Genomic DNA, 23945 nt, shown 5'->3' with positions numbered 1-23945 from the left:
TAGAACACAAGTTCCCTTATCGATGGCGGGATCCCTCGAAGATTGGGACGAACCATGACAGAGTGATCGCATGGTTGAACGGGCACAGGGCGCCCTGTCCCTACCGTCGGACTGGCCCGCCCACCCCGATCTGAGCCTTGCCCTCAACCGTATGGGCAGCTTCGACTGGGATCTCGACACCGGGCTGATGCACCTCGATCAGGCCGCCCTTGACGTGTTCGACCTCTACGCCGACGAGTACGACGGCCGCCCGGAGACTCTCGCCCGCCGGGTCCCCCCGGAGGAGTCGACCCGGCTGGACGCCATGGTGTCCCAGGCGCTCAAGAGCGGAAGCACGTTCTACGGAGCGTACTTCCGCATCCGGCGCCGTGACGGATCGCTGAGGTGGACCCATACGCAGGGAGCCGTCCGGCGGGACGTCTCGGGGCGTCCGCACCGGATCATCGGCATCGTCAGACACGCCGCCCAGGAACTGGCCGACGCCTCGGTGCGTATCGCTCTGGACAACGAGGGCCACCACCGGACCAGTGTCGTCGCCGGCACCACCGCGGCCCTGGCGCATGCCCGCACCGTGCAGGACGTCATCGACGTGCTGAACGACTCCCAGGGACTCGAATACCTGGGTGCGACCAGCCTGGTGATGGGGCTGGTCGAGGCCGGCCGGATCCATCTCGTCGCGGACGGGCCCGAGGGGAGCTTCGTACCGGGCACCCGGTACACCCGGGTGGACGAGCAGTTCCCGATGAGCGAGGTGATCCGGACCTTCGCCCCGCGATTCATCGAGTCGGCGGACGACTTCGCCCGGTCCTACCCCCGGCTGTGGCCCGACATCAAGGGTCTCGGCATCACATCGGCCGCCTATCTGCCGTTGATCGCGCAGGCCAGGCCGATCGGCGCCCTCGGGCTGCTCTACCGCGACAAGGTCGGCTTCAGCACGGACGAACGCAACCTGCTCATCGCGCTCGGCAGCTCCATCGGACAGAGCCTCCAGCGGGCCATGCTCTACGAGCAGGAACACGATCTCGCCCAGGGGCTCCAGCAGGCCATGCTGCCGCGCCGCATACCGGAGATCCCCGGCGGGCAGCTCGCGGTCCGCTACCGCTCCGCCAGCGTGGGCCGCGATATCGGCGGTGACTGGTACGACGTGATTCCACTGCCCAGCGGCCGGTTCGGGGCGGTCATCGGAGATGTGCAGGGGCACGACACCCACGCGGCCGCCGTGATGGGCCAGCTGCGCATCGTGCTGCGGGCGTACGCAGCCGAGGGGCACAGCCCGGCGACCGTGATGGCGCGCGCCTCCGACTTCCTGCACGACCTGGACACCGATCGGTTCGCGACCTGCCTATACGCGGAGGCGGATCTGTCCACCGGAGTGGTGCAGCTCGTCCGTGCCGGACACGTCGATCCACTGCTGCGGGCGCCGGACGGCACCTGCCGCCGGGTGCCGGTGGAGGGCGGGCTGCCGCTGGGGCTCTCCGCCGAGTTCGGCCGGCACGACTACCCGGTCGCCACGCTGGAACTGGACCCCGGCCACACCCTGCTGCTCTTCACCGACGGTCTTGTGGAGCAGCCGGGCACGGACCTGGACGACGGAATGCGGCGGCTCACCGATCTGGTCCAGAGCGGCCCCCGGGATCTCCAGCTGCTCGCCGACCAGCTGTGCGAGGTCGTCGAGGGCTGGGGCGGCGACGACGATGTCGCGCTCCTGCTGCTGCGCAGGCAGGGGCTGGACGCCCCGCAGAGTGGTGGAAGGCTCCAGCAGCATGTCGCGCAGTCCGACCCGGAGGCGCTGACCGCCGCGCGCCATATGATCCGGGCCGCGGTACGGGCCTGGGGCGCGGTGGGGCGCGCCGACGAGATCGAGCTGACCGCCGACGAACTGGTGACCAACGCCCTGATGCACACCGAGGGCGGGGCAGTTGTCACCCTCAGGGTGCTCGCGCGGCCCCACCGCAGGCTGCGGGTCGAGGTGGACGACTGCTCCAGCGCTCTGCCGCGTCGCCGGGACGCGGGGGAGACGGGGGTTTCGGGCCGGGGGCTGATGCTGGTGGAGCGGCTGGCGGACCGGTGGGGCGTCGAGTCGCGGGGCAGCGGCAAGTGCGTCTGGTGCGAATTCGCGCTTCCGGACCGGACGTCGATGTGACGGATACTCGATGGTAACGGTCAGTATTGAGATCGCACTTGACCGTTACTGACCCATGGAGCCCGATGCTGCATCCAGGGTTTCCGCCCATGCACCGTGGCACCGGCTCCCGACGACATCGAGGATCTGTTGAGCTCCGAGCTGCTGGCCCCGCTTGATCTCGCCTTCTGGCACCTCGAATCCGCCGGGCACCCCATGCACCTGGGCGCTCTCGCGGTCTTCGGGCCCGAGCCTGCTTCCGCGACGGGCTCCGGACCGGGACCGGGCCCGCAGGAGGTCATGGACCTTCTGGCGGAGCGCGCCGCCGCGATCCCCCGGCTGCGGATGTGCGTACGGGCCGTGATGCTCCCGATCGGCGGTTCGGCCTGGTCCGAGGACAAGCACTTCGACGTACGCCGTCACGTACGGCACGTCGCCCTGCCGGGTGACGACTTCGCGGCCGAGGCCAACCGGCTCGCCGGGGAGCTCATGGAGCAGCCGCTGGAACGCGGGCGGCCGCCCTGGGAGATGTACGTACTGACCGGGATCTCCGGTGATCCCTTCGCCGTTCTCGTCAAACTTCACCACGCGCTGGCCGACGGGATGCGGGCCGTGGCGATCGGCGCCGGGATCTTCGACCAGATCGCGGGTGGGCGCGGTGCGGAGGGCGGAAGAGTGCGTGCCGTGCCGCCGCGCTCCTGGATGCCGGGGCCCGGCCAGTTCGCCGGATTCGCCAGAGAGCGGATCGAGGAACTGGGCCGGGCGGTGGGGATCGGGGCCTCCGTCATGCGGGCGAGCCGCCTGGACCTGCGGGGCGCCTCGCCGCTGGTCGCGAGCTCCAGCGGGACCCGGCGGATCGCCACCGCCGTGCTCGACCAGGCCGACGTGCTGCGGGTGCGCAGGGAAGTGGGCGGTACGGCGAACGACGTACTGCTGGCGGTGGTCGCGGGTGGACTGCGCCGCTGGATGCTGGAGCGCGGTGAGCAGCTGCCGGGGGCCGATCCGCGGGCCCTGGTGCCGGTGTCGAGGCGCCGTCCCGGGGCCCCGGCGGGCTCGGCCAACAAGCTGTCCGCGTACCTGCTCGGTCTGCCGGTGTCCGAGCCCGACCCCTGGGCGCGGCTCGACCGGGTCCGTACCCGGATGAACCGCAACAAGGCTGCGGGTCCCGCCCGGGGGGCGGGTGCGGTGGCTGTCCTGGCGGACCGGCTCCCTCCACTGGCCCACCGGGTGGGTGCCCAGCTGGCCGGGAGCGCGGCGCGCATGCTTTTCGACGTCCTGGTGACCAGCGTGCCGCTGCCGCGCTCCACCCTGTCGCTCGGAGGCTGCCCGCTCCGGGAGCTCTATCCACTGGCGCCACTCGCGCAGGGGCAGTCCCTGGCCGTCGCCCTGTCCGCCTACGGCGGGCGGGTGCATGTCGGGCTGGTGGCGGACGGCAAGGCGGTGCCGGATGCCGGACTGCTCGCCCGGTGTTGCTCGGACGAGCTGGCCGAGCTGCTGAAAGTTACCGACGAGAGATGCCGCAAGGGTGTTGACGTCCTGAAGTGATCCGATGAATATTCGTGTCATGCTGCGCAACAAGATCGGAAACAGCACGGTCGACGTCACCGAACTGTCCTTCGGGGCGGCCGGTATCGGCAATCTCTTCACTCCGGTGGAACCGGGGGATGCCGTCGAGGCGGTGAACGCGGCCTGGGAATCGGGGATCCGGTACTTCGACACCGCTCCGCACTACGGTCTCGGCGTCTCCGAACGGCGGCTGGGCGACGCGCTGCGCGGCCGGCCCCGCGCCGAGTACACGATTTCGACCAAGGTCGGACGACTGCTGGAACCAGGACCGGATGAGGGCGACGACCTCGCGAACGGGTTCGCCGTCCCCGCCACCCATCACCGGGTCTGGGACTTCAGCGCGGACGGGATACGGCGCAGCATCGAGGACAGCCTGGTCCGGCTCGGCACCGACCGGATCGACATCGCCTACCTGCACGACCCCGACGACCACGCCGACGAGGCCTTCCGGCAGGGCTACCCGGCGCTGGAGCGACTGCGGTCCGAGGGGGTGATCGGCGCGATCGGCGCGGGCATGAACCAGACAGCGATGCTCACCCGTTTCCTCCGCGACACGGATGCGGACGTGGTGCTCTGCGCCGGGCGCTGCACCCTCCTCGACCGGTCCGCGCTCACCGGACTGCTGCCGGAGGCGCAGGCGCGCGGCAGGAGCGTGGTGGTCGGAGGGGTCTTCAACTCCGGACTGCTGGCGGATCCCCGGCCCGGCGCGACGTACGACTACAGCGCCGCTCCCGCCGACGTCCTCGGCCGGGCGTTGCGGATGAAGGCCGTCTGCGCGCGGTACGGGGTCCCGCTGCGGGCCGCGGCTCTCCGCTTCCCGCACCGCCACCCGGCCGTGGCGAGCGTGCTCGTCGGAACCAGGTCGGCCGCCGAGGTCCACGACGCCGCCGCCATGCTGCGGGTCGGCATACCGGAAGCGCTCTGGGACGAGCTCGACGGGCTTCGGGAGGGCTGAGCGGATGCGCATCATCGACGCCCACCACCATGTGTGGGACCTGGACGTACGGGACCAGGACTGGATCACCGGGCCCGGACTCGCCCCGCTGCGGCGGAACTTCACGATCGGTGACCTGGAGCCGCAGGCCCGCGCGGCAGGCGTGACCGGCACGGTGCTCGTCCAGACCGTCACCGTCGCCGAGGAGACCCCCGAGTTCCTGGCACTGGCCGGACAGAGCGATCTGGTGGCCGGTGTCGTCGGCTGGACCGACCTCACCGATCCCGGCATCGCGGACACCCTCGCCGCACTGCGTGAACTGCCCGGCGGACAGAGCCTGGTCGGTATCCGGCACCAGGTGCAGGGTGAACCGGACATCGGCTGGCTGCTCCGCCCCGACGTCCTGCGCGGGCTCGCCGCCGTCGCCGCGGCCGGTCTCGTCTATGACCTGATCGTGCTGGACCACCAGCTGCCGGTCGCCACGGCAGCCGCCGCGCGACTGCCCGGACTCACCTTCGTACTCGACCACCTGGGCAAGCCGCCCATCGCCGGCGGTGCGCTCCAGCCCTGGGCTTGTGACGTGCGCGCCCTGGCGGCCCGGCCCAACACCGTCTGCAAGCTCTCCGGGATGGCCGCCGAAGCCGGCGCGGACTGGACGACGCGGGCGCTCCGCCCGTACGCCGACACCGTGCTCGAAGCCTTCGGACCCGGCCGTCTGATGTTCGGCTCGGACTGGCCGGTCTGCACCCTGGGCTCCTCCTACGGTGAAGTCGTCGACACCGCACATCAGTTGACCGACGTGCTGAACGAAACGGAGCGCGAGCAGTTCTTCGGTGCCACCGCGTCGCGGGTCTACGGAATCTGAGCCCGCATCCCCCCACGCCCCACGCGCCAGGTCGTACACTCCGGGCCATGCTGCGCGTACTGGCCGTCGACGACGAGGAACCGGCGCTCGAGGAACTGCTCTACCTGCTCCGCAGTGACCCCCGCGTCCACAGCGCGCAGGGCGCGCCGAACGCCACCGAGGCGCTGCGCCGCATCGGTGGCGATCCCGGTGCGGAGGCGATCGACGTCGTCTTCCTCGACATCCACATGGCAGGGCCCACCGGACTCGACATCGCCCGGCTGCTCGCGGGGCTCACCCGGCCGCCGCTGATCGTCTTCGTCACCGCGCACGAGGACTTCGCCCTCCAGGCGTTCGACCTGAAGGCTGTCGACTACGTACTGAAACCCGTCCGCAGGGAACGCCTCGCCGAGGCGGTGCGGCGGGTCGCGGAACTCGTCACCGACCGGGCGGGGCCCGTACTGGACGCCGCCGCGGACCAGATCCCGGTCGAACGCGGCGGTGTCGTGCGTTTCGTCGCCGTCACCGACATCGCCCATGCCGAGGCCCACGGCGACTACGCCCGGCTGCACACCGCCGACGGCAGCCATCTCGTCCGCATCCCGCTCTCCGTGCTGGAGGAGCGGTGGCGCCCGCGCGGTTTCGTACGGATCCACCGCAGCCATCTCGTCGCGCTGGACCGCATCGACGAACTGCGCCTGGACGCGGGCTCCATGAGCGTACGGATCGGCGCGGCCCAACTCCCGGTCAGCAGACGCCATGCCAGGGCTCTGCGTGACCGCCTCATGCGACGCCCCCGCCACTGACGCCCGCGCGGGTGCTCCTGGCCCGTTTCCTTCCCAGCGGCTCGCCGCCCTGCGTACACTCCGCGCCATGTCCGCAGAGCCCGCACCCCGACGCGAGACCGTGACGGGCGAGCCCCGACGGGTGCGGCCGCTGCCCCGCTACCGGGCGCAGTCGGAGATCGACGAGCAGACCGCGCTCGGCGACGCCTATGTTCGCTCCCTCGTGCGGGGGCAGCTCCGCGCCGGGCTCGGCGCCTTCGCCCTCGTGGCACTTCTCGCCGGCACCCTGCCGCTCGCCTTCGCCGCGCTCCGCAGCGACCTGGCCGTCTGGCTCGTCCTCGGCTTCGCGGCATACCCCCTGCTGGTGGCCGTCGCCTGGTGGTACGTCCGCCGGGCCGAGCGCAACGAACAGGACTTCGCCCGGCTCGTGGAAGGCCGTCCCGCGCGGTGAGCCGGACGTACGCCGTGGTGGCGGTGACCGCCGTCGTCCTCGCGACCGTCCTCGTCGGAGGCTTCGGCCTGCGCGTCTCCCGTACGACCTCGGACTTCTACGTGGCATCGCGCACCGTGGGCCCGCGGCTCAACGCCGCGGCGATCAGCGGTGAGTACCTCTCGGCGGCGTCGTTCCTGGGCATCGCCGGACTCGTACTCGTCCACGGCCCCGACATGCTCTGGTACCCGGTGGGCTACACCGCCGGCTACCTGGTCCTGCTGGTGCTCATCGCCGCGCCGCTGCGCCGCTCGGGCGCGTACACCCTGCCGGACTTCGCCGAAGGGCGGCTGGAGTCACGGCAGGTCCGCGGTCTGGTCGGCGTCTTCGTGACCGGGGCGGGATGGCTCTACCTGGTGCCCCAGCTCCAGGGTGCCGGGCTGACCCTGAAGATCCTCACCGGCGCGCCCGGCTGGCTGGGCCCGGTGATCGTCGCCGCGGTCGTCGTGCTCTCGGTGGCCGCCGGCGGGATGCGCAGCATCACCTTCGTCCAGGCGTTCCAGTACTGGCTCAAACTCACCGCCCTGCTGGTCCCCGCGCTCTTCCTGGTGCTCGCCTGGCAGGGGGACGGCCGGCCGCGGGTGCCGTCGGCGGGCCCCCAACTGGCGGTCGCGGCGGGCTTCGACCGCACCGGCCACCCTCTCTACGCGACCTACGGACTGATCGTCGCGACGTTCCTGGGCACCATGGGCCTGCCCCATGTGGTCGTCCGCTTCTACACCAGCCCCGACGGGCGCAGCGCCCGCCGCACCACCGTCGTGGTCCTCGCGCTGATCGGCGCCTTCTACCTGCTCCCGCCGGTGTACGGGGCGCTCGGTCGGCTGTACGCGTCGGAGCTGTCCCTCAGCGGTGACGCCGACGCGGCCGTGCTTCTGCTGCCCGGCCGGGTGATCGGCGGTTCGGGCGGTGCCCTGCTCGGTGCCCTCGTCGCAGGCGGGGCCTTCGCCGCTTTCCTCTCCACGGCCTCAGGGCTGACCATGGCCGTCGCCGGGGTCCTCACCCAGGGAGCCCGCGGCGTACGCCACTTCCGCCTCGCGACCCTGCTGGCCGTCGGCATTCCCTTGTGCGGCGCCCTGCTGGTCAGCGGTGTACCGGCCGCCGACGCAGTTGGAATGGCGTTCGCCGTCTCCGCGTCCTCGTTCTGCCCCCTGCTGGTGCTGGGCATCTGGTGGCGCCGGCTGACCCCGCCCGGCGCCGTCGCCGGGCTCCTGCTCGGCGGCGGCTCCGCACTGGTCGCCGTCGCCGTCACGATGGGCGGGGGAGCGCCATCCGGCTGGGCGCACGCGCTGCTCGCCTGGCCCGCCCTGTGGTCCGTGCCGGTGGGCTTCCTCGCGATGATCCTGGTGTCGCTGGCCACGCCGGGCCGTATTCCGCCCGGTACCAGCGCCGCCATGGCACGTTTCCATCTGCCGGAAGCACTGGCCGCGGCGCGGGGCGGCGGCCGGTGAGCGGAGCCGTACTGGCCGCCCTGATCGTGCTCGGACCGCTGCTGCTGGCGGGCGGCTTCCTGCTCGGACGGCGCACCCGCCCCGCTCGTGGCAGCGGCGTCGGAACGCCGGTCGAGCACGCGACGTTCGAGACACTGCACGCCGCCTCGCTCGCGGCGCCGCCGCTGCGGGCCGGGCTCACCGCGGACAGCGCCCGCAAGGCCGCGCACCGGCTGCGCTCCCTGCTCGGCACCGACGCGCTCTGCCTCACCGACAGGGAGGGCGTCCTCGCCTGGGACGGTATCGGGGACCACCACAGGGCCCCTGTAGTGGAGCAGCTCGGCACGCTCCTGGAGACCGGCAGGGATCAGGCGTTCAGCAGCGCCTGCGGCGATCTGGACTGCCCGCTGCGCTGGGCCGTGGCCGTACCCCTGACCGTCGACCACCGGGTGCTCGGGGCGCTCGTCGCCTACGCGCCGCGTGAGTCGGCGGTGCTGGCCCGCGCGGCCGGGGAGGTGGCCCGGTGGGTGTCCGTGCAGCTGGAGCTCGCCGAACTGGACCGCTCCCGCACGCAGTTGATCGAGGCCGAGATCAAGGCGCTGCGGGCTCAGATCTCCCCGCACTTCATCTTCAACTCGCTCGCGGCCATCGCGTCCTTCGTCCGGACCGACCCCGGCCGGGCACGTGAACTGCTGCTGGAATTCGCCGATTTCACCCGCTACTCCTTCCGGAGCCACGGAGACTTCACCACCCTCGCCGACGAGCTGCACTCCATCGACCAGTACCTGGCGCTGGTGCGGGCCCGTTTCGGTGACCGGCTGGGTGTCACGCTCCAGGTCGCGCCCGAGGTACTGCCAGTGGCCCTTCCCTTCCTCTGTCTGCAGCCTCTTGTCGAGAATGCCGTGAAACACGGCATCGAAGGCGAAGCGGGCCGGAGCAGCGTCACCATCAGCGCACTCGACGCGGGTGCCGAGGCCGAAGTGGTCGTCGAGGACGACGGCGTCGGAATGGAACCGGACAGGCTGCGCCGGATTCTGCGCGGCGATGCCGGGCCCTCGTCCGGCATCGGGCTGCTCAACGTCGACGAACGGCTGCGCCAGGTGTACGGGGACGAGTACGGCCTCGTCATCGAGACGGCTCCCGGCGCGGGCATGAAGGTGACGTTGCGCATCCCGAAGTACCGTGCGGGTGTGCACGGTTCGTGAGAGGCGGCCTCCGCACCCCGGACTCCGGGGGCTGCCTAGAACAGATGAATCGCCAGATGGCCCAGCGGAAGCCCCAGCTGCCAGGCCGGGGTCCACACCCGGGGCTCCGCCTCCTGGCCGGACACGGCTCCCGGTGTGACCGCGTCGAGGTCGCCGGCGAACAGTTCGGTGTCCTCCAGCCACCGCCAGGCCGCCAGAGCCAGCGGCAGGTCGGGTCCCTGTCCGCCCGCTGCCACCAGCGCCCCGATACGGCCGCAGACCCAGTCCCGCCACTGGGCGCCGTACGCGGTGAGCGACAGCCACTCGTCGAGCCGGGCCACTACCCGCGCCCCGCCGACACTTCCTTCCGACAGGAAGACGGTCAGCGCCAGGGCGTCCCGTCCCGCCTGGTACTCGATCGTCGTCGGCGGCATGAGGTCGCCGGTCCGCAGCAGTTCATCCGCGATGTACTCGGCGTACATCCAGTCCATCGGAACCAGGAGTTCGTCACCACTGGTCCCGCTGGTGCTCTCGGGACGCATCCCGTCTCGCCTCTTTCATCTGTCGGCCGGGCAGTCCCCGGGCACTTCGGCAGTCGCGCCGGCAGACGCTCCAGGGAGCATTGAACCGGTGCCGGATGCCCCGCGTGGCCGGAAGCGCAGGATTCACCGTTCCGTACAGGATGTCCATGGAAGACTCAGCGGACCCCGTCCGGGTAGCCGGGGAGACTGCGTCCCAGGGCGCGCAGGGCGTAGTGCGAGCGGGACTTGACGGTCCCGGCCGGTATCCCGAGCGCCGAAGCGGCCTCGTGCACGCTCAGCCCGCGGAAATAGATCTGCACCAGTACCGCCCGGTGCTCGGGGCTCAGCGTCCGCACGGCCTCACGGACATCGAGGGCGGCGGCCGACCGCTCGGCCGGATCGCCGGGGTCGGCGGTGGTCTCCGGCAGACGGCCGCTCACCTCCGCCGGCCGCGCCATCCGTGACCGGCGGGCATCGATGGCCAGCCGTCTCCCCACGGTGAACAGCCAGGGGCGCATCGACTCGTACGGGCCCTCGAAGGCCTCGGGGTGCTGCCAGGCGCGTACCAGGGTCTCCTGTACCAGGTCCTCGGCGCGCTGCCGGTCGCCGTACGTCAGCCCCAGCAGGAACTGCAGCAGCGCGCCGCCGTGGGCGCGCTGGAGCTCCAGGAGGGCCCGCTCGTCCGTTCCGCGGCGTGTCCGTGTGGTCGTCACGGTTCGTATACCAGCGCAGCACGGAGGGAAAGGACAGCGGCCGGGCGCGGCTCTGCGACGAGCGGTTGAACGGTGCGACGAGCGGTTACGGAACCACGGTGACCGGCCAGCGGCCGGCCTTGACCAGCCGGACGGCCACCGAACCGACGATCCGGTGGCCCGCCGACTCGGAGGCTCCGACCACCACGGCGTCCGCCTTGAGTTCGTCGGCCGCGGTGACCAGGCCGTTGTACGGATCACCGCGGAAGGTGTGGAACTCCCAGCGCACGGCGAATATTTCCTTCACCCGCTCGGTGGCGGTCCGGATCTCGGCGACCAGCCCCTCGGCGATCTCGCCGGTGGTGTCACCCACCGGGGCCCCGAGCGAGACCCCGGTGGCGAGCACGGGCTGGACGTACACGATGGCCAGCAGCGCGTTCTGCCGGCGGGCGAGCCCTCCGGCGTACGCGGCGGCCCGCAGCGACGACTCCGATCCGTCGATGCCGACCACGATCACCTTGGGACCGTCTGTACCACGTTCGAACTGGTGGGGCTGCTGTTCTGTCACGCCCAGAGGTTATCGCTCCGGCGTTCGGGCTCCTATTTCGAGGCGTGTGGGAAGAGATCGAGGAATGGCGCGGCCGTCGCTGAGATGGCACCCCGGCCGAACGGTGCGTCGAAGTCCCAGATCAGGAAGAGGAGGAAGGCGATCAGCGCGCTGAAGAGCCCGGCGAGCAGCAGTTCCTTCGGCGACCGCCGGATCTGCAGCGTGAAGATCAGTCCGACGGTGATCAGCGCGCCGGTGATCAGTCCGAACCAGACGACCCCCGGCATCGTCGCCCGCGCGCTCTGCGCCCGTGAGCTGCGGGCGTCGTCGGCCGCCGACACCTGGTCCACCAGGGGCTGATACGCCTCGCCCTCGTGGTCGTTCGCCGGCTTGTAGTCGGTGACGTCCTTGCGTACCTGGCCGAGGAGTTGCGTGCCGCGATCGGTGAGGTCGCCGTGCTCACCCATGTGCTTCCACTCGGTGTCCAGTACGTAGCTGACATAGGTCTCCACATCGGTGTGCACGCGCTGATGGACTTCAGGGGGATAGACGGCCGAACGGACATCGACCTCGTGCAGCGCCTGGGCCTCCAGACGCACGGATTCCTGCGCGGCGCCGCGTCCCTCCCAGACGCCGGCGATGGCCAGGCCCAGCACGATGGCGTAGATCACGCCGATCATCATCGTCATGTACTCGATGACGTCCGGCGTCTGCGACGGGTCGTCGTCGTCCGCGATCCGGCGATTGCTGAGAAGGGTGATGGTCAGGACGACGGCGCAGGCGGCCACCATCGCGAGAGTGAGAACAAGCCATTCCGACATGGGTGTCTCCGTCGGTCAGCGGGCGGATCAGCGGGAGGAACGCGGGCGCAGTACGGCCACGGCGAAGACAGCGGGCGCCGTCACCAGAAGCATCAGGGTGACGATCGGCGGTCCGCTGTGCGGTTTCTTCCGCACCGGGGCCTTGTACGCCGGGAGGGCGACGGGCTTCGGCGCGGGCGGGCGTACCCGCACCGGCGGCTTCGGTGGCTTCGGCCGTGGTGCCGGAGGCGGCGGTGGTGCCGGGGCCACCACGCGGTGATGGACGGGCGGCGGGTGGTACACGGGCGGCGGGGGATGGTAGACGGGCCGCGGCGGGGGAGGCGGCGGCGGAGGAGGAGGCGGCGGCTTGGGTCTCGGCTTCGGGGGCCGCGGTGGCGGGGGCTTCGGCTTGTGGGTGTGCTCAGCCCTGCAACTGCCGCTCCCCGCGACGGCGATCGCTGTCCCCGAAACGCCGTGGCCCGACTGGGAGATGTAGGCGTACGAGCAGTCGGACGCCGCTGCGGGCGCGGGTATCAGCGGGAGCCAGACGAGGCCGGCCACCGCAAGCAGCCGGCCGGTGAGCGGAACGAGTGTCCGCGACGATCGGTACATGCCGAGGAGCATGAGCCGCCGAGCACCACAACACTCCGGCATTGTCCCCGGTTCGCCGGAAGGGGGGATATCTGCGTCTTTGTGTTTGAGTCGGCCATCTCACCTGTCACCCGCGGGAATTGCCGTACGGGGCGGTGCCTACGATAGGGTCCGCCACGCCCGCTCGGAGCGCGCGGCAGCAGGCCGGAAGCACTTGCCAGCGGCGTGTGACCAATAACGGACCGCCAATTTCCGTTTTTGCTCGCTCTCTTGCCGGGTGGTCAGTACATTCGGCTCGAACAGTGGCCATGGACATGGCCGGACCGTCGTGCCGACTTGTTGGAGACATTGATGGAGCGTCCTGCCTGGGCCCCGCAGGGCATCGATCTTTCGGTGCCGAGCGTGTCGCGGATCTACGACTACTACTTGGGCGGTTCGCACAATTTCGAGGTGGACCGGGAGGCCGCCCGCAAAGCCATGGAGTTCATGCCTGGACTTCCCAAGGTGATGCAGGCGAACCGGGCCTTCATGCGGCGGGCCGTCCGGTACGCCGTGGAACGCGGAGTCACCCAGTTCCTCGACATCGGCTCCGGTATACCGACCTTCGGGAATGTCCATGAGGTCGCGCAGTCGGTCGACCCGGACGCCCGGGTGGTGTACGTCGACCACGACCCGGTCGCCGTCGCGCACAGCAAGGCCGTACTCGAAGGCAACGACCTGACCGCTGTGGTCGCCGCCGACCTGCGCAAGCCGCGGGAGATCCTGGACAGTCCGGAGGTCACTGCCCTGCTCGACCTCGGTCGGCCGGTGGCGCTGCTGCTCGTGGCGGTACTCCACTTCATCGAGGAGGCCGACGACCCCTACACGGCCGTGGCCGAGCTGCGGGACGCCCTCGCGCCCGGCAGCCTGCTGATCCTCACCCACGCGTCGTACGAGCGGATGCCCGTCCCGCAGGAGCAGGCCGGCGGCGCGGTCGGTGTCTACCGCACCATCCGCAACCCCCTGGTGATGCGCTCGCACGAGGAGGTCGCCCGCTTCTTCGAGGGGTACGAACTCGTGGAGCCCGGACTCGTCGCCATGCCGGAATGGCGGCCCGAAGCGCCGGTCGACCAGGAGGACCCGTACGCGTTCGCCGGTTGCGTGGGCGTGGGACTCAGGGCGTGAACGTACCGAGCCAGAAGTCGGCGTCCGCGGCCGACCAGGACAGCTTCGAGGACAGAATCGGCCGCTTCGCGACCATCTGGAGCCGGGCGATCTTCCCGTCCACCGCGACCTCGCTGACGAGGCCTGAGTTCGAACAGCGTCTGCTGCCGCTAGCCCGCGTCCTGAGCGACGCTCTGCACGCCTGGCCCTTCGACCCGTCGCCCGCCCACCAGGTCGGCGCCGACCTGGTGGCGGTCCACTGCACCGACCCCGACGCGCTCAGCCGGACTCTCGGGGTGGTCGAGTCGTACCTGGTGCTCTACTGCGGTGAGAGGACTTCGGAACCCGGCCTGGCAGCCGACGAGATACGCAACCGGTGCGCCCGCCTCCAGCACTGCCTCGCCGCCGGGTTCGCCCAGGCGCTGCGCGAGCGCACCCTCGCCGAGCAGGAGGCCATCGCCCGCTCCGCCCTCGCAGCCCGCAGCGTGGCCGAAGAGGCCCTGCACGTCACCGAGACGCGCTTCCGTGCGGTGTTCGAGGACGCCGCTGTCGGCATCGGCATCGCCGACCTGGACGGCAACGTGCTGGAGATCAACGGCGCCCTGCTGCGGATGTTCGGCGGGGTCGACCACCATGTGCGCAGCCGCAAGGTGAACGAGTGGGTGCACCCTGATGACGCCCCGCATGTCTGGCGGTTGCACGCGGAGCTGGTACGGGGCGAGCGCGAGCATTACCACGTCGAGAAGCCGTACTACCGCAACGACGGCACCGTTCTCTGGACCAACCTCACGGTGTCGCTGCTGCGCGATGCCGAGGGCAGGCCGCAGTACCAGCTTGCGCTCATCGAGGACACCACCGAGCGGCGGCTGCTCAACCTGCGGCTGCGGTACGAGGCCACTCACGACGCGCTGACCGGGCTGCCCAACCGCACGCTCTTCTTCGAGCGGCTGGACAAGGCGGTCACCGCACCCGACGGGATGCGTTTCGGCCTCTGCTATCTGGATCTCGACGGATTCAAAGCGATCAACGACAGCCTCGGGCACTCGGCGGGCGACCGGATGCTGGTCGAGGTGGCCGACCGGCTGCAGAGCTGCGCGACGGCGTCGGGCGAAATGGTTGCCCGGCTCGGCGGCGACGAGTTCGTCGCGCTCACCACGGGATACGAATCCGCCGACGAGGTCGAGGAACTGGCCGTACGCATCCTGTCGGTGCTGTCCGCCCCCATCCGGATCGACGGCCGTGAACTGACCGTCCGCGGGAGCATCGGGGTGGTCGAGGGGCTCTCCGGGGTGCAGAGCCCGGCCGAGGTGCTGCGCAGCGCCGACATCACGATGTACCGGGCGAAGGCCGCGGGCGGCAACCGCTTCCAGCTGGCCGACGCCGAGGCGGACGCCCGCGCCATCACCCGGCACGGGCTCACCACCGCGCTGCCCGCGGCTCTGGAGCGCGGTGAGTTCTTCATCGAGTACCAGCCGCTGGTGCACCTCGGCGACGGCACCGTGCACGGCGCGGAGGCGCTGGTGCGCTGGTCGCATCCGCAGCACGGGATACTCGGGCCCGACCGGTTCATCTCGCTCGCCGAGCACACCGGGCTCATCGTGCCGCTCGGCCGCTGGGTGCTGGAGGAATCCGTACGGCAGGCGCGGGGCTGGCAGCAGCTGCATCCCGCGCACAGCGACGGCGGGCCGCTGCGGATCAACGTGAACCTCTCGCCCACGCAGCTCTACCACCCCGGTCTGGTCGCGGACACGGTGGCGGTGCTGGAGCGCACCGGTCTCGATCCGGGCGCGCTCTGCCTGGAAGTCACCGAGTCGGCGCTGATCGGCGCGGACGACGATCTGCTGAAGCCGCTGCGGCAACTGGCCGACATGGGCGTGGACATCGCGCTCGACGACTTCGGCACCGGATACTCCAACCTCGCCAATCTGCGCAGACTGCCGGTGAGTGTGCTGAAACTCGACCGGTCGTTCACGCAGTCGATGCAGCAGCATCCGGCCGACCCGGTCGACCTCAAGATCGTCGAAGGGATCGTCGCACTGGCGCACAGCCTGAAGCTTGCGGTCACTGTCGAGGGCGTGGAGACAGGGGCGCAGGCGGACCAGCTGAAGGAGCTCGGCTGCGACACCGCACAGGGCTGGTACTACGCGAGGCCGGGAGCCCCCGACCGGATTCACACGCTGTCGCTGGCCGACGCCGTGTGACTGGCCAGCAGCACATCCTGGAGGACCCGTGCGGCCCGGGGTGGCGCCACGTCGCTGCGGTGCGCCAGCGCGATCGTGCGGTGCAGTCCCGGCCGGGCCAGCGGGGTGACCCGCAGCCCGTGCCCGGCGCGGGCCGCGATCATGCTGGGAACGACCGCGATGCCGAGCCCGGCCCGTACGAAGCCGAGCACGGCGTCCATCTCGCCCCCCTCGACAGTGAAGTACGGCTCGAACCCCTTGGCCCGGCAGGCCGACAGCGTGAGGTCCCGCAGGTCGTAGCCGTGCCGGAACATGACCATCGGCTCGCCTTCCAGATCGGCGATCCGCAGGGGTGAGCGCGGCGCGGTGGCCGCGGGCGACGATACGACGACCAGGTCCTCGTGCAGCAGCTCGACGGTGGTGAGCGCCGGGGACGGAGTGGGCAGCGGAAGAACGACCAGGGCGAGGTCGAGCGCGCCGCGCGCCAGCTCCCGTACGAGATCGTGCGAGCCGCCCTCCTCGATCACCAGCTGGATGCCGGGGTGCTGGTCGTGGAAGGTGCGCAGGACGTCGGGGAGCAGCCCCGTACAGAGGCTCGGGGTCGCGCCCAGGCGTACCCGGCCGCGCCGTAGCTGGGCCAGTTCCTGCACTTCGTGGCGGGCCGTCTCGGCGTCGGCGAGGATACGCCGGGCCAGGGGCAGCAGTGTCTCGCCGGCGTCGGTGAGGGTGATGTTGCCCCGGGCCCTGCTGAACAGCTCGGCGCCCAGCTCTTTCTCCAGCGCCCTGATCTGCTGGGAGAGCGAGGGCTGGGCCACGTGCAGCTCCTCGGCGGCCCTGGTGAAGTGACGGGTCTCGGCGACGGCGACGAAGTAGCCGAGTTGCTGGAGCTGCATGCCTCCACGGTAGCCCACCACGATAGGAAGGAGCTATGGAGATGAGCCGCACGATGTCTTGGACCTCTGGCATGCCGGGGCCGTAACGTCTCATGACATGGCACTGGCAACAAAGACGGACCACCGGCCGTCCATCGCGCGATCGGTCTGGGCGTCGACCGTGGGCAAGAAGACGATCATGGCTGTGAGCGGTCTGATCATGCTGCTGTACCTGGTCGTCCACATGTTCGGGAACCTCAAGATCTTCTTCGGTTCCGGGCAGTTCAACAGCTACGCGCACTGGCTGCGCACCATCGGCGAGCCCTTCCTGCACTACGAGTGGGCGCTCTGGATCATCCGCGTCGTACTCGTCGCGGCCGTGGTGCTGCACGCGGTCTGCGCCTACCAGCTCAGCCGCCGTGATCTGCGCGCCCGCCCCGTCGCCTACGCGCACAAGCGCCGGCGCGCCAGCTACGCCACCCGCACCATGCGATGGGGCGGCATCATCCTCGCCCTGTTCATCGTGTGGCACCTGCTGGACTTCACGACGCTCACCGTGAACAGGAACGCCCAGCCGGGGCACCCGTACGAGAACGTCGTGGCGACGTTCCACACCTGGTACGGCGACGTCATCTACATCGTCGCGATGCTGGCGCTCGGCCTGCACATCAGGCACGGATTCTGGAGCGCGGCGCAGACCCTCGGAGCGGGGAAAGCAACCCGCGACCGGGTACTGAAGGCCACTGCCAACATCCTCGCGCTGGTGCTGACGGTGGGCTTCATCGCGGTACCCGTCGCCGTCATGACCGGAGTCGTGAGCTGACATGACCGACTACACGCAGTACACGACGGGTACGCCGGCCGTCGACGCCAAAGCCCCGCAGGGGGCCGTGGCCGAACGCTGGGACACCCGCCGCTTCGAAGCCAAGCTCGTCAACCCGGCCAACCGCCGCAAGCACACCGTCATCGTTGTCGGCACCGGCCTCGCCGGAGGCTCCGCGGGCGCCACGCTCGCCGAACAGGGCTACCACGTGGTGCAGTTCTGCTATCAGGACTCACCGCGCCGCGCCCACTCCATCGCGGCGCAGGGCGGGATCAACGCCGCCAAGAACTACCGCAACGACGGTGACTCCGTGCACCGGCTCTTCTACGACACGGTCAAGGGCGGTGACTTCAGGTCCCGCGAGTCCAACGTGCACCGGCTCGCCCAGATCTCGGTGGAGATCATCGACCAGTGCGTCGCCCAGGGTGTCCCGTTCGCCCGCGAGTACGGCGGACTCCTCGACACCCGGTCCTTCGGCGGCGTCCAGGTGTCCCGCACCTTCTACGCCAGGGGCCAGACGGGGCAGCAGCTGCTCCTCGGCGCCTACCAGGCACTCTCGCGCCAGATCGCGGCGGGCGCCGTCGAGATGCACCCCCGTACCGAGATGCTCGATCTGATCGTCGTCGACGGCAAAGCGCGCGGTATCGTCGCCCGCGACCTGATCACCGGGAAGATCTCCAGCTACTTCGCGGACGCCGTGGTGCTGGCCAGCGGCGGCTACGGCAACGTCTTCTACCTCTCGACCAACGCCATGAACTCCAACGCCACCGCGGCCTGGCGGGCCCACCGGCGCGGCGCCTGGTTCGCCAACCCCTGCTTCACCCAGATCCACCCCACCTGCATCCCGCGTACCGGCGAACACCAGTCGAAGCTCACCCTGATGAGCGAGTCGCTGCGCAACGACGGCCGGATCTGGGTGCCGAAGGCGAAGGGCGACGACCGCCCCGCCAACGAGATCCCCGAGGGCGAGCGCGACTACTACCTGGAGCGCACCTACCCGTCGTTCGGGAACCTCGTCCCGCGCGACATCGCATCGCGCGCCGCGAAGAACGTGTGCGACGAGGGACGGGGCGTCGGCCCCGGTGGCCAGGGGGTCTACCTGGACTTCGCCGACGCGATCCAACGGATGGGCCGCAAGGCCGTCGAGGAGAAGTACGGCAACCTCTTCGACATGTACGCGCGGATCACCGCGGAGAACCCGTACGAGACACCGATGCGCATCTACCCGGCGGTCCACTACACGATGGGCGGGCTCTGGGTCGACTACGACCTCCAGACCACCATTCCCGGCCTGTTCGCGGTCGGTGAGGCCAACTTCTCCGACCACGGCGCCAACCGGCTCGGCGCTTCCGCGCTGATGCAGGGGCTCGCCGACGGCTACTTCGTCCTGCCGTCGACCATCAACGACTACCTCGCCCGCAATCCGCACCACGAGGAGATCACCGCCGATCACCCGGCGGTGGCAGAGGCCGTCGCCGACACGGAGGACCGGCTCCACCTGCTGCTCGCGGTCGACGGTGACCGGACCCCCGACTCCTTCCACCGGGAGATCGGCGAACTCATGTGGGAGTTCTGCGGGATGGCCCGCACGGAAGCCGGCCTGCGCAAGGCGCTCGACCGGCTGCCGCAGATCCGCGAGGAGTTCTGGCGCCGCATCAAGGTTCCCGGCACCGGCGAGGAGTTCAACCAGTCGCTTGAGCGTGCCAACCGCGTCGTCGACTACCTGGAGCTGGCCGAGCTCATGTGCCTCGACGCCCTGCACCGCGCCGAGTCCTGCGGAGGCCACTTCCGCGAGGAGTCGCAGACCCCGGACGGGGAGGCCGCTCGGCGCGACGAGGAGTTCTCGTACGCCGCGGCCTGGGAGTTCACCACCACCGGTGGAGCCCCCGTCCTGCACAAGGAAGACCTGGTCTTCGAGTACGTCCACCCCACTCAGCGGAGCTACGCATGAAGCTCACCCTGCGCGTCTGGCGCCAGCAGAACGCGACCGCCGCCGGCGCCATGACGACCTACGAAGTCGACGGCATCTCACCGGACATGTCGTTCCTGGAGATGCTCGACACCCTCAACGAGGAACTCACGCTCAAGGGCGATCAGCCCGTCGCCTTCGACCACGACTGCCGCGAGGGCATCTGCGGCGCGTGCAGCCTCGTCATCAACGGCGACGCCCACGGACCGGAGCGCACCACCACCTGCCAGCTCCACATGCGCTCCTTCCGGGACGGCGACACCATCGACGTCGAACCGTGGCGGGCCTCGGCCTTCCCTGTCGTCAAGGACCTGGTCGTCGACCGTTCGGCCTTCGACCGGATCATCCAGTCGGGCGGATACGTCAGCGCCCCCACCGGCGCGGCGCCCGAGGCGCATGCCACTCCCGTCCCGAAGCCCGACGCGGACTACGCCTTCGAACACGCCGAGTGCATCGGCTGCGGTGCCTGCGTGGCGGCCTGTCCCAACGGCTCCGCGATGCTGTTCACATCGGCGAAGGTCAATCACCTCAACGTGCTTCCGCAGGGAGCTCCCGAGCGTGAGACGCGGGTGCTCGACATGGTGGCGCAGATGGACGACGAGGGATTCGGCGGCTGCACGCTCACCGGAGAGTGCGCCACCGCGTGCCCCAAGGGCATTCCGCTGCCGTCGATCGCCGCCATGAACAAGGAGTGGCTGCGGGCGACCCGGAAGGTCGGCCGCTGACCCGGACCGCACCACGTGGTGCATGACCTGGCGCGCCGTCCGGCCGGTCACGCACCACGTCATCAGCCGCGTCACGCACCGCCCATCGCCCGCGTCAGATAGGGCGCGGTCCTGCTGCCCGGCGCGGCGGCCACCGCGGCGGGCGGACCGGCTGCGACGATCCGCCCGCCCTCTCCGCCACCGCCCGGACCGAGGTCGATCACCCAGTCGGCCCCGGCCACCACCGTCATGTCGTGCTCGACCACCACCACCGTATGGCCCGCGTCCACCAGTCCGTGCAACTGCCGCATCAGCACCTCCACGTCGGCCGGATGCAGTCCGGTGGTCGGCTCGTCCAGGACGTACAGGGTGTGCGCCCCGCGAGCGCGCTGCAACTCGCTCGCCAGCTTGATGCGCTGTGCCTCACCGCCCGACAGCTCGGTCGCGGGCTGCCCGAGCCGCAGATAGCCGAGCCCCACGTCGAGCAGGGTCCGCAGACTGCGGGCGGCGCCCGGCGAATCCGCGAAGAACCCGGCAGCCGCCTCCACCGTCAGGTCGAGTACTTCCGCGATGGTGCGACCCCGGTGCGTGATCTGCAGGGTCTCCGGGTTGTACCGCGCTCCGTGACAGTCCGGGCACGGAGCGTACGTACTGGGCAGGAACAGCAGCTCCACGGAGACGGACCCCTCGCCCTGGCAGGTCTCGCACCGCCCGCCCGGCACGTTGAAGGAGAACCGGCCGGCCCGGTACCCGCGGGCCCGAGCCTCGTCCGTGGCGCTGAACAGTTTCCGTACGACGTCGAAGAGACCGGTGTACGTGGCGAGGTTGGACCGGGGAGTGCGGCCGATGGGCTTCTGGTCGACCGTCACCAGCCTTTTGACGCCGGGGAGTTCCTCGGTGATCTCGCCGACGAGGGTGGATTTTCCGGAGCCGGACACGCCGGTCACCGCGGTGAGTACGCCCAGTGGGATCCCGGCCCGAAGCGCCTTCAGGCTGTGCCGGGTCACCGGGCCGATCTCCAGGAGCCCGGACGGCTCCCGGACGGTACGCGGGGGAGCCGCCGACTCGTCGAAGAGATACCGGCGGGTCACCGACTCCGCGACATCCGCGAGCAGTCCGGGCGGCCCGCTGTGCAGCACCCGTCCGCCGTGCTCACCCGCGTCGGGGCCCACATCGACCAGCCAGTCCGCGCGCCGTACGACATCCGTCTGGTGCTCGACGACGAAGACGGAGTTGCCCGTCTCCCTGAGCCGGTCGAGAACCACCAGCAGCGCCTCCGTGTCCGCCGGGTGCAGCCCCGCCGACGGCTCGTCCAGTACGTAGACCACGCCGAACAGACCTGACCTCAACTGCGTGGCGAGCCGCAGCCGTTGCAGTTCGCCGGAGGAGAGGCTCGGGGTGCTGCGGTCGAGACTGAGATAGCCCAGGCCCAGTTCGGTGACGACCGCGATGCGCGCCAGCAGGTCGGCGGTCAGCACCTTCGCGGTCTCGCTGCCGTACTCGCCTCCCAGCACCCCGGCCAGACCGGACAGCGGGAGCGCGGCGAGCTCGGCGATGGTGCGGCCCGCGAACGTGACCGCGAGCGACTCAGGACGCAGCCGGTGGCCCCCGCAGACCGGGCAGGGCGTGCTCGCCAGGAAGCGCTCGGCCCGTGCGCGCAGTGACTGGCTCTTCGAGTCCGCGAACGTGTGCAGCACATACCGCCGGGCACTCATGTACGTGCCCTGGTACGGCCGGTGGATCCGCCCCGCGTCCCGCACCGGGTGCACGGTCACCACCGGCTGCTCGTCGGTGAAGAGGATCCAGTCGCGGTCCTCCTGCGCCAGCCGGTTCCACGGCCGGTCCACGTCGTACCCGAGCGCGTCGAGTACGTCGCGGAGGTTCTTGCCCTGCCAGGCTCCGGGCCAGGCCGCGATGGCGCCCTCCCGGACGGAGAGGGAAGGGTCGGGCACCAGCAGCGCCTCGCTGGTCCTGTGCACACGTCCCAAGCCGTGGCACTCGGGGCAGGCACCGGCGGCGGTGTTCGGGGAGAACGCGTCGGAATCGAGCCGTTCGGCCCCCGCCGGGTAGTCGCCCGCACGCGAGAAGAGCATCCGCAGTGAGTTGGAGAGCGTGGTGACCGTTCCGACGGATGACCGGGACGTCGGCGCCGACCTGCGCTGCTCGAGCGAGACCGCGGGCGGCAGACCGCTGATCGCGCCGACCTTCGGCGCGCCCACCTGGTGGATGAGACGCCGGGCGTACGGAGCGACCGACTCGAAGTAGCGTCGCTGAGCCTCCGCGTAGATCGTCCCGAACGCCAGTGAGGACTTCCCCGAGCCCGATACCCCCGTGAACACCACCAGGGAGTCACGGGGGATGTCCACATCGACGCCGCGCAGATTGTGCTCCCGGGCGCCACGGACACGGACATACGGGTCATGGGGGCTTTGCATACCGGAAATTCTAGTGTCGTTGCGCTGGGCGGCGACCCGGCCGCGGGCCCGCCCTCGCGGTCGGGCGTCCTGGCGCCGCACGACGTCCGGCGGCGCCGGGCGGTCAGCCGTGTGCCGCACGCCGCCGTACGACGGCCGCCGCCAGTTCGCCGATCAGGCGCTCGGTCTCCTCCCAGCCCACGCACGCGTCGGTCACGCTCTGCCCGTACGTCAGCGTCTCGACGGGACCGGGCTCCTGGCGGCCCTCCAAGAGGAAGCTCTCGAGCATCAGCCCCGCGATGCCCTGCTCGCCCGCTGCCACCCGGTCGGCGATCTCGCGTACGACGGCTGCCTGGCGCACATGGTCCTTGCCGCTGTTGGCGTGGCTTGCGTCGACCACCAGCCGGCCAGGCATACCCGCCTTGTCCAGGAGCGCCAGAGCGTCGGCGACCTCGTGCGGACCGTAGTTGGGACCGCCCCGGCCCCCGCGCAGGATCACATGGCAGTCCGGATTGCCGGACGTCGAGACGACCGAACCGTGTCCGTCACCGTCGATCCCGAAGAACACATGGCTGCCCGCCGCCGCCTGGCAGCCGTCGACCGCGGACTGGACGTCCCCGTCCGTGGCGTTCTTGAATCCGACCGGCATCGACACCCCCGATGCGAGCTGGCGGTGCACCTGGCTCTCGGGCGTCCGCGCGCCGATCGCGCCCCAGGTCACCGCGTCCGCGATGTACTGCGGGCCGGTCGGCTCCAGGAACTCGCAGCCGACCGGGAGCCCGGCGCCGAGCACATCGACCAGGACCTGGCGGGCCGTGCGCAGACCCCGCTCCACGTCGTGCGTGCCGTCGAGGCCGGGGTCGTTGATGAGCCCCTTCCACCCCAGTGTCGTCCTCGGCTTCTCGAAGTAGACGCGCATGACGACGCAGAGCTCACCGCTCAGGGGTGCGACGGCCGCAGCCAGTCGCTGTGCGTACTCCAGAGCCGCGACCGGGTCGTGGACGGAGCAGGGGCCGACGACGAGGAGCAGCCTGTCGTCCTCCCCGGCCAGTACGGACCGCACCGCTCGCCTGCTGTCGCGGACCAGCGCCACGCGCTCCGCGTCCAGGGGGATTTCGTCCCGCAGCGCCGAGGGCGCCACAAGGCGCTGGAAGCCGGTGACCCGCAGGTCGCCGGTGTCGGATGCGCCGGTGGTGGAGGGTGTGCCGGGCGTGTTCATGGGGGCTTCCCGTTCTGCTGCGGCGGGAGGCCCTGTGCGTGAGGAGCACGCCATCCGGTACCAGCCCGCCTGTACGACGAAAGGCAGAGACGGTGTGTCTCTGCCTTGCTGGCTCCGG

20 protein-coding genes are annotated in these 23945 nt (G+C 70.6%); 13 read left to right on the top strand and 7 right to left on the bottom strand.

The genetic code is table 11. The features are described 5' to 3' along the window. Positions 1-70: 70 nt before the first annotated feature. From OG584_RS02615 to OG584_RS02580, 8 genes are all read left to right on the top strand, one after another. Complete coding sequence (locus OG584_RS02615; protein WP_405774551.1) at positions 71-2143, top strand: SpoIIE family protein phosphatase; 2073 nt, start codon at positions 71-73, stop codon at positions 2141-2143. A 129-nt stretch (positions 2144-2272) separates the two neighbouring features. Beyond that, on the top strand, positions 2273-3667 hold the full coding sequence (locus OG584_RS02610) for a wax ester/triacylglycerol synthase family O-acyltransferase (RefSeq protein ID WP_405783836.1): 1395 nt from the start codon (positions 2273-2275) through the stop codon (positions 3665-3667). 19 nt (positions 3668-3686) lie between these two features. Then, on the top strand, positions 3687-4643 hold the full coding sequence (locus tag OG584_RS02605; RefSeq protein ID WP_405783834.1) for an aldo/keto reductase: 957 nt from the start codon (positions 3687-3689) through the stop codon (positions 4641-4643). A 4-nt stretch (positions 4644-4647) separates the two neighbouring features. After that, a complete protein-coding gene (locus tag OG584_RS02600) occupies positions 4648-5487 on the top strand; it encodes an amidohydrolase family protein (RefSeq protein WP_405774549.1) in 840 nt (279 codons plus the stop codon). Positions 5488-5534: 47 nt separating this feature from the next. Continuing rightward, positions 5535-6272 (top strand): LytR/AlgR family response regulator transcription factor, encoded by a 738-nt coding sequence (locus OG584_RS02595; RefSeq protein WP_405774547.1) that lies wholly within the window; start codon positions 5535-5537, stop codon positions 6270-6272. Between the two features lie 67 nt (positions 6273-6339). Next, positions 6340-6702 carry a hypothetical protein gene (locus OG584_RS02590; RefSeq protein ID WP_405774545.1) on the top strand — a complete coding sequence of 121 codons (363 nt, stop codon included), beginning with the start codon at positions 6340-6342 and terminating at the stop codon, positions 6700-6702. Further along, complete coding sequence (locus OG584_RS02585; RefSeq protein ID WP_405774543.1) at positions 6699-8189, top strand: cation acetate symporter; 1491 nt, start codon at positions 6699-6701, stop codon at positions 8187-8189. Before OG584_RS02590 ends, OG584_RS02585 begins: the two co-directional genes overlap by 4 nt. Further along, positions 8186-9373 (top strand): sensor histidine kinase, encoded by a 1188-nt coding sequence (locus OG584_RS02580; RefSeq protein ID WP_405774542.1) that lies wholly within the window; start codon positions 8186-8188, stop codon positions 9371-9373. Before OG584_RS02585 ends, OG584_RS02580 begins: the two co-directional genes overlap by 4 nt. A gap of 35 nt (positions 9374-9408) precedes the next feature. On the opposite strand, the gene OG584_RS02575 is transcribed toward OG584_RS02580, so the two are convergent. The 4 genes from OG584_RS02575 to OG584_RS02560 all read right to left on the bottom strand — a co-directional run bounded on the left by OG584_RS02575 (position 9409) and on the right by OG584_RS02560 (position 11933). Further along, entirely contained in the window at positions 9409-9894 is a 486-nt protein-coding gene (locus OG584_RS02575; RefSeq protein WP_405774540.1) for a hypothetical protein, read from the bottom strand. Between the two features lie 155 nt (positions 9895-10049). Then, positions 10050-10586: a sigma-70 family RNA polymerase sigma factor gene (locus OG584_RS02570; RefSeq protein ID WP_405774538.1), complete on the bottom strand. Its 537-nt coding sequence runs from the start codon at positions 10584-10586 to the stop codon at positions 10050-10052. Positions 10587-10671: 85 nt separating this feature from the next. Next, positions 10672-11133 carry a universal stress protein gene (locus tag OG584_RS02565; RefSeq protein ID WP_405774536.1) on the bottom strand — a complete coding sequence of 154 codons (462 nt, stop codon included), beginning with the start codon at positions 11131-11133 and terminating at the stop codon, positions 10672-10674. A gap of 32 nt (positions 11134-11165) precedes the next feature. Beyond that, entirely contained in the window at positions 11166-11933 is a 768-nt protein-coding gene (locus OG584_RS02560; protein ID WP_405774534.1) for a hypothetical protein, read from the bottom strand. Positions 11934-12854: 921 nt separating this feature from the next. On the opposite strand from OG584_RS02560, the gene OG584_RS02555 reads away from it, so the two are divergent. Together OG584_RS02555 and OG584_RS02550 are read left to right on the top strand one after the other, a co-directional pair. Next, positions 12855-13667 carry an SAM-dependent methyltransferase gene (locus OG584_RS02555; RefSeq protein WP_405774532.1) on the top strand — a complete coding sequence of 271 codons (813 nt, stop codon included), beginning with the start codon at positions 12855-12857 and terminating at the stop codon, positions 13665-13667. Beyond that, positions 13664-15847, top strand: coding sequence for a putative bifunctional diguanylate cyclase/phosphodiesterase (locus OG584_RS02550; protein ID WP_405774530.1), 2184 nt, complete (start codon positions 13664-13666; stop codon positions 15845-15847). Before OG584_RS02555 ends, OG584_RS02550 begins: the two co-directional genes overlap by 4 nt. Here the strand turns inward: OG584_RS02550 and OG584_RS02545 are convergent. Then, positions 15817-16719, bottom strand: coding sequence for a LysR family transcriptional regulator (locus tag OG584_RS02545; RefSeq protein ID WP_405774528.1), 903 nt, complete (start codon positions 16717-16719; stop codon positions 15817-15819). The genes OG584_RS02550 and OG584_RS02545 overlap by 31 nt on opposite strands. Before the next feature lie 97 nt (positions 16720-16816). Between OG584_RS02545 and OG584_RS02540 the strand changes: the two genes are divergently transcribed. Genes OG584_RS02540 through OG584_RS02530 form a run of 3 tightly spaced genes read left to right on the top strand, consistent with a single transcriptional unit; the run spans position 16817 to position 20215 of the window. Then, complete coding sequence (locus tag OG584_RS02540; protein ID WP_405774526.1) at positions 16817-17521, top strand: succinate dehydrogenase cytochrome b subunit; 705 nt, start codon at positions 16817-16819, stop codon at positions 17519-17521. A 1-nt stretch (position 17522) separates the two neighbouring features. Further along, the gene (locus tag OG584_RS02535) at positions 17523-19472 is read left to right on the top strand and encodes a fumarate reductase/succinate dehydrogenase flavoprotein subunit (protein ID WP_405774524.1); all 1950 of its coding nucleotides are present in this window, start codon (positions 17523-17525) and stop codon (positions 19470-19472) included. Then, positions 19469-20215, top strand: a complete 747-nt coding sequence (locus OG584_RS02530) for a succinate dehydrogenase/fumarate reductase iron-sulfur subunit (protein ID WP_405774522.1) — start codon at positions 19469-19471, stop codon at positions 20213-20215. Before OG584_RS02535 ends, OG584_RS02530 begins: the two co-directional genes overlap by 4 nt. A 71-nt stretch (positions 20216-20286) precedes the next feature. On the opposite strand, the gene OG584_RS02525 is transcribed toward OG584_RS02530, so the two are convergent. Beyond that, positions 20287-22629, bottom strand: a complete 2343-nt coding sequence (locus tag OG584_RS02525) for an ATP-binding cassette domain-containing protein (RefSeq protein ID WP_405774520.1) — start codon at positions 22627-22629, stop codon at positions 20287-20289. A gap of 103 nt (positions 22630-22732) precedes the next feature. After that, on the bottom strand, positions 22733-23827 hold the full coding sequence (locus tag OG584_RS02520; RefSeq protein ID WP_405774518.1) for a 3-deoxy-7-phosphoheptulonate synthase: 1095 nt from the start codon (positions 23825-23827) through the stop codon (positions 22733-22735). Between the last annotated feature and the right edge of the window lie 118 nt (positions 23828-23945).

Origin of the sequence: Streptomyces sp. NBC_00859, assembly GCF_045161865.1 — a bacterium.
Taxonomy (GTDB): Bacteria; Actinomycetota; Actinomycetes; order Streptomycetales; family Streptomycetaceae; genus Streptomyces.
Note: the sequence above shows the minus strand (reverse complement) of the source record. Positions and strands in the feature narration are given on the sequence as shown.

Excerpts from the sequence above, each read along its gene's own strand:
- OG584_RS02575 (WP_405774540.1), bottom strand. The coding sequence starts at position 9,894 with ATGCGTCCCGAGAGCACCAGCGGGACCAGTGGTGACGAACTCCTGGTT.
- OG584_RS02520 (WP_405774518.1), bottom strand. The coding sequence starts at position 23,827 with ATGAACACGCCCGGCACACCCTCCACCACCGGCGCATCCGACACCGGC.
- OG584_RS02545 (WP_405774528.1), bottom strand. The coding sequence starts at position 16,719 with ATGCAGCTCCAGCAACTCGGCTACTTCGTCGCCGTCGCCGAGACCCGT.
- OG584_RS02555 (WP_405774532.1), top strand. The coding sequence starts at position 12,855 with ATGGAGCGTCCTGCCTGGGCCCCGCAGGGCATCGATCTTTCGGTGCCG.
- OG584_RS02590 (WP_405774545.1), top strand. The coding sequence starts at position 6,340 with ATGTCCGCAGAGCCCGCACCCCGACGCGAGACCGTGACGGGCGAGCCC.
- OG584_RS02530 (WP_405774522.1), top strand. The coding sequence starts at position 19,469 with ATGAAGCTCACCCTGCGCGTCTGGCGCCAGCAGAACGCGACCGCCGCC.
- OG584_RS02605 (WP_405783834.1), top strand. The coding sequence starts at position 3,687 with ATGCTGCGCAACAAGATCGGAAACAGCACGGTCGACGTCACCGAACTG.
- OG584_RS02525 (WP_405774520.1), bottom strand. The coding sequence starts at position 22,629 with ATGCAAAGCCCCCATGACCCGTATGTCCGTGTCCGTGGCGCCCGGGAG.
- OG584_RS02615 (WP_405774551.1), top strand. The coding sequence starts at position 71 with ATGGTTGAACGGGCACAGGGCGCCCTGTCCCTACCGTCGGACTGGCCC.
- OG584_RS02595 (WP_405774547.1), top strand. The coding sequence starts at position 5,535 with ATGCTGCGCGTACTGGCCGTCGACGACGAGGAACCGGCGCTCGAGGAA.
- OG584_RS02560 (WP_405774534.1), bottom strand. The coding sequence starts at position 11,933 with ATGTCGGAATGGCTTGTTCTCACTCTCGCGATGGTGGCCGCCTGCGCC.
- OG584_RS02535 (WP_405774524.1), top strand. The coding sequence starts at position 17,523 with ATGACCGACTACACGCAGTACACGACGGGTACGCCGGCCGTCGACGCC.
- OG584_RS02540 (WP_405774526.1), top strand. The coding sequence starts at position 16,817 with ATGGCACTGGCAACAAAGACGGACCACCGGCCGTCCATCGCGCGATCG.
- OG584_RS02600 (WP_405774549.1), top strand. The coding sequence starts at position 4,648 with ATGCGCATCATCGACGCCCACCACCATGTGTGGGACCTGGACGTACGG.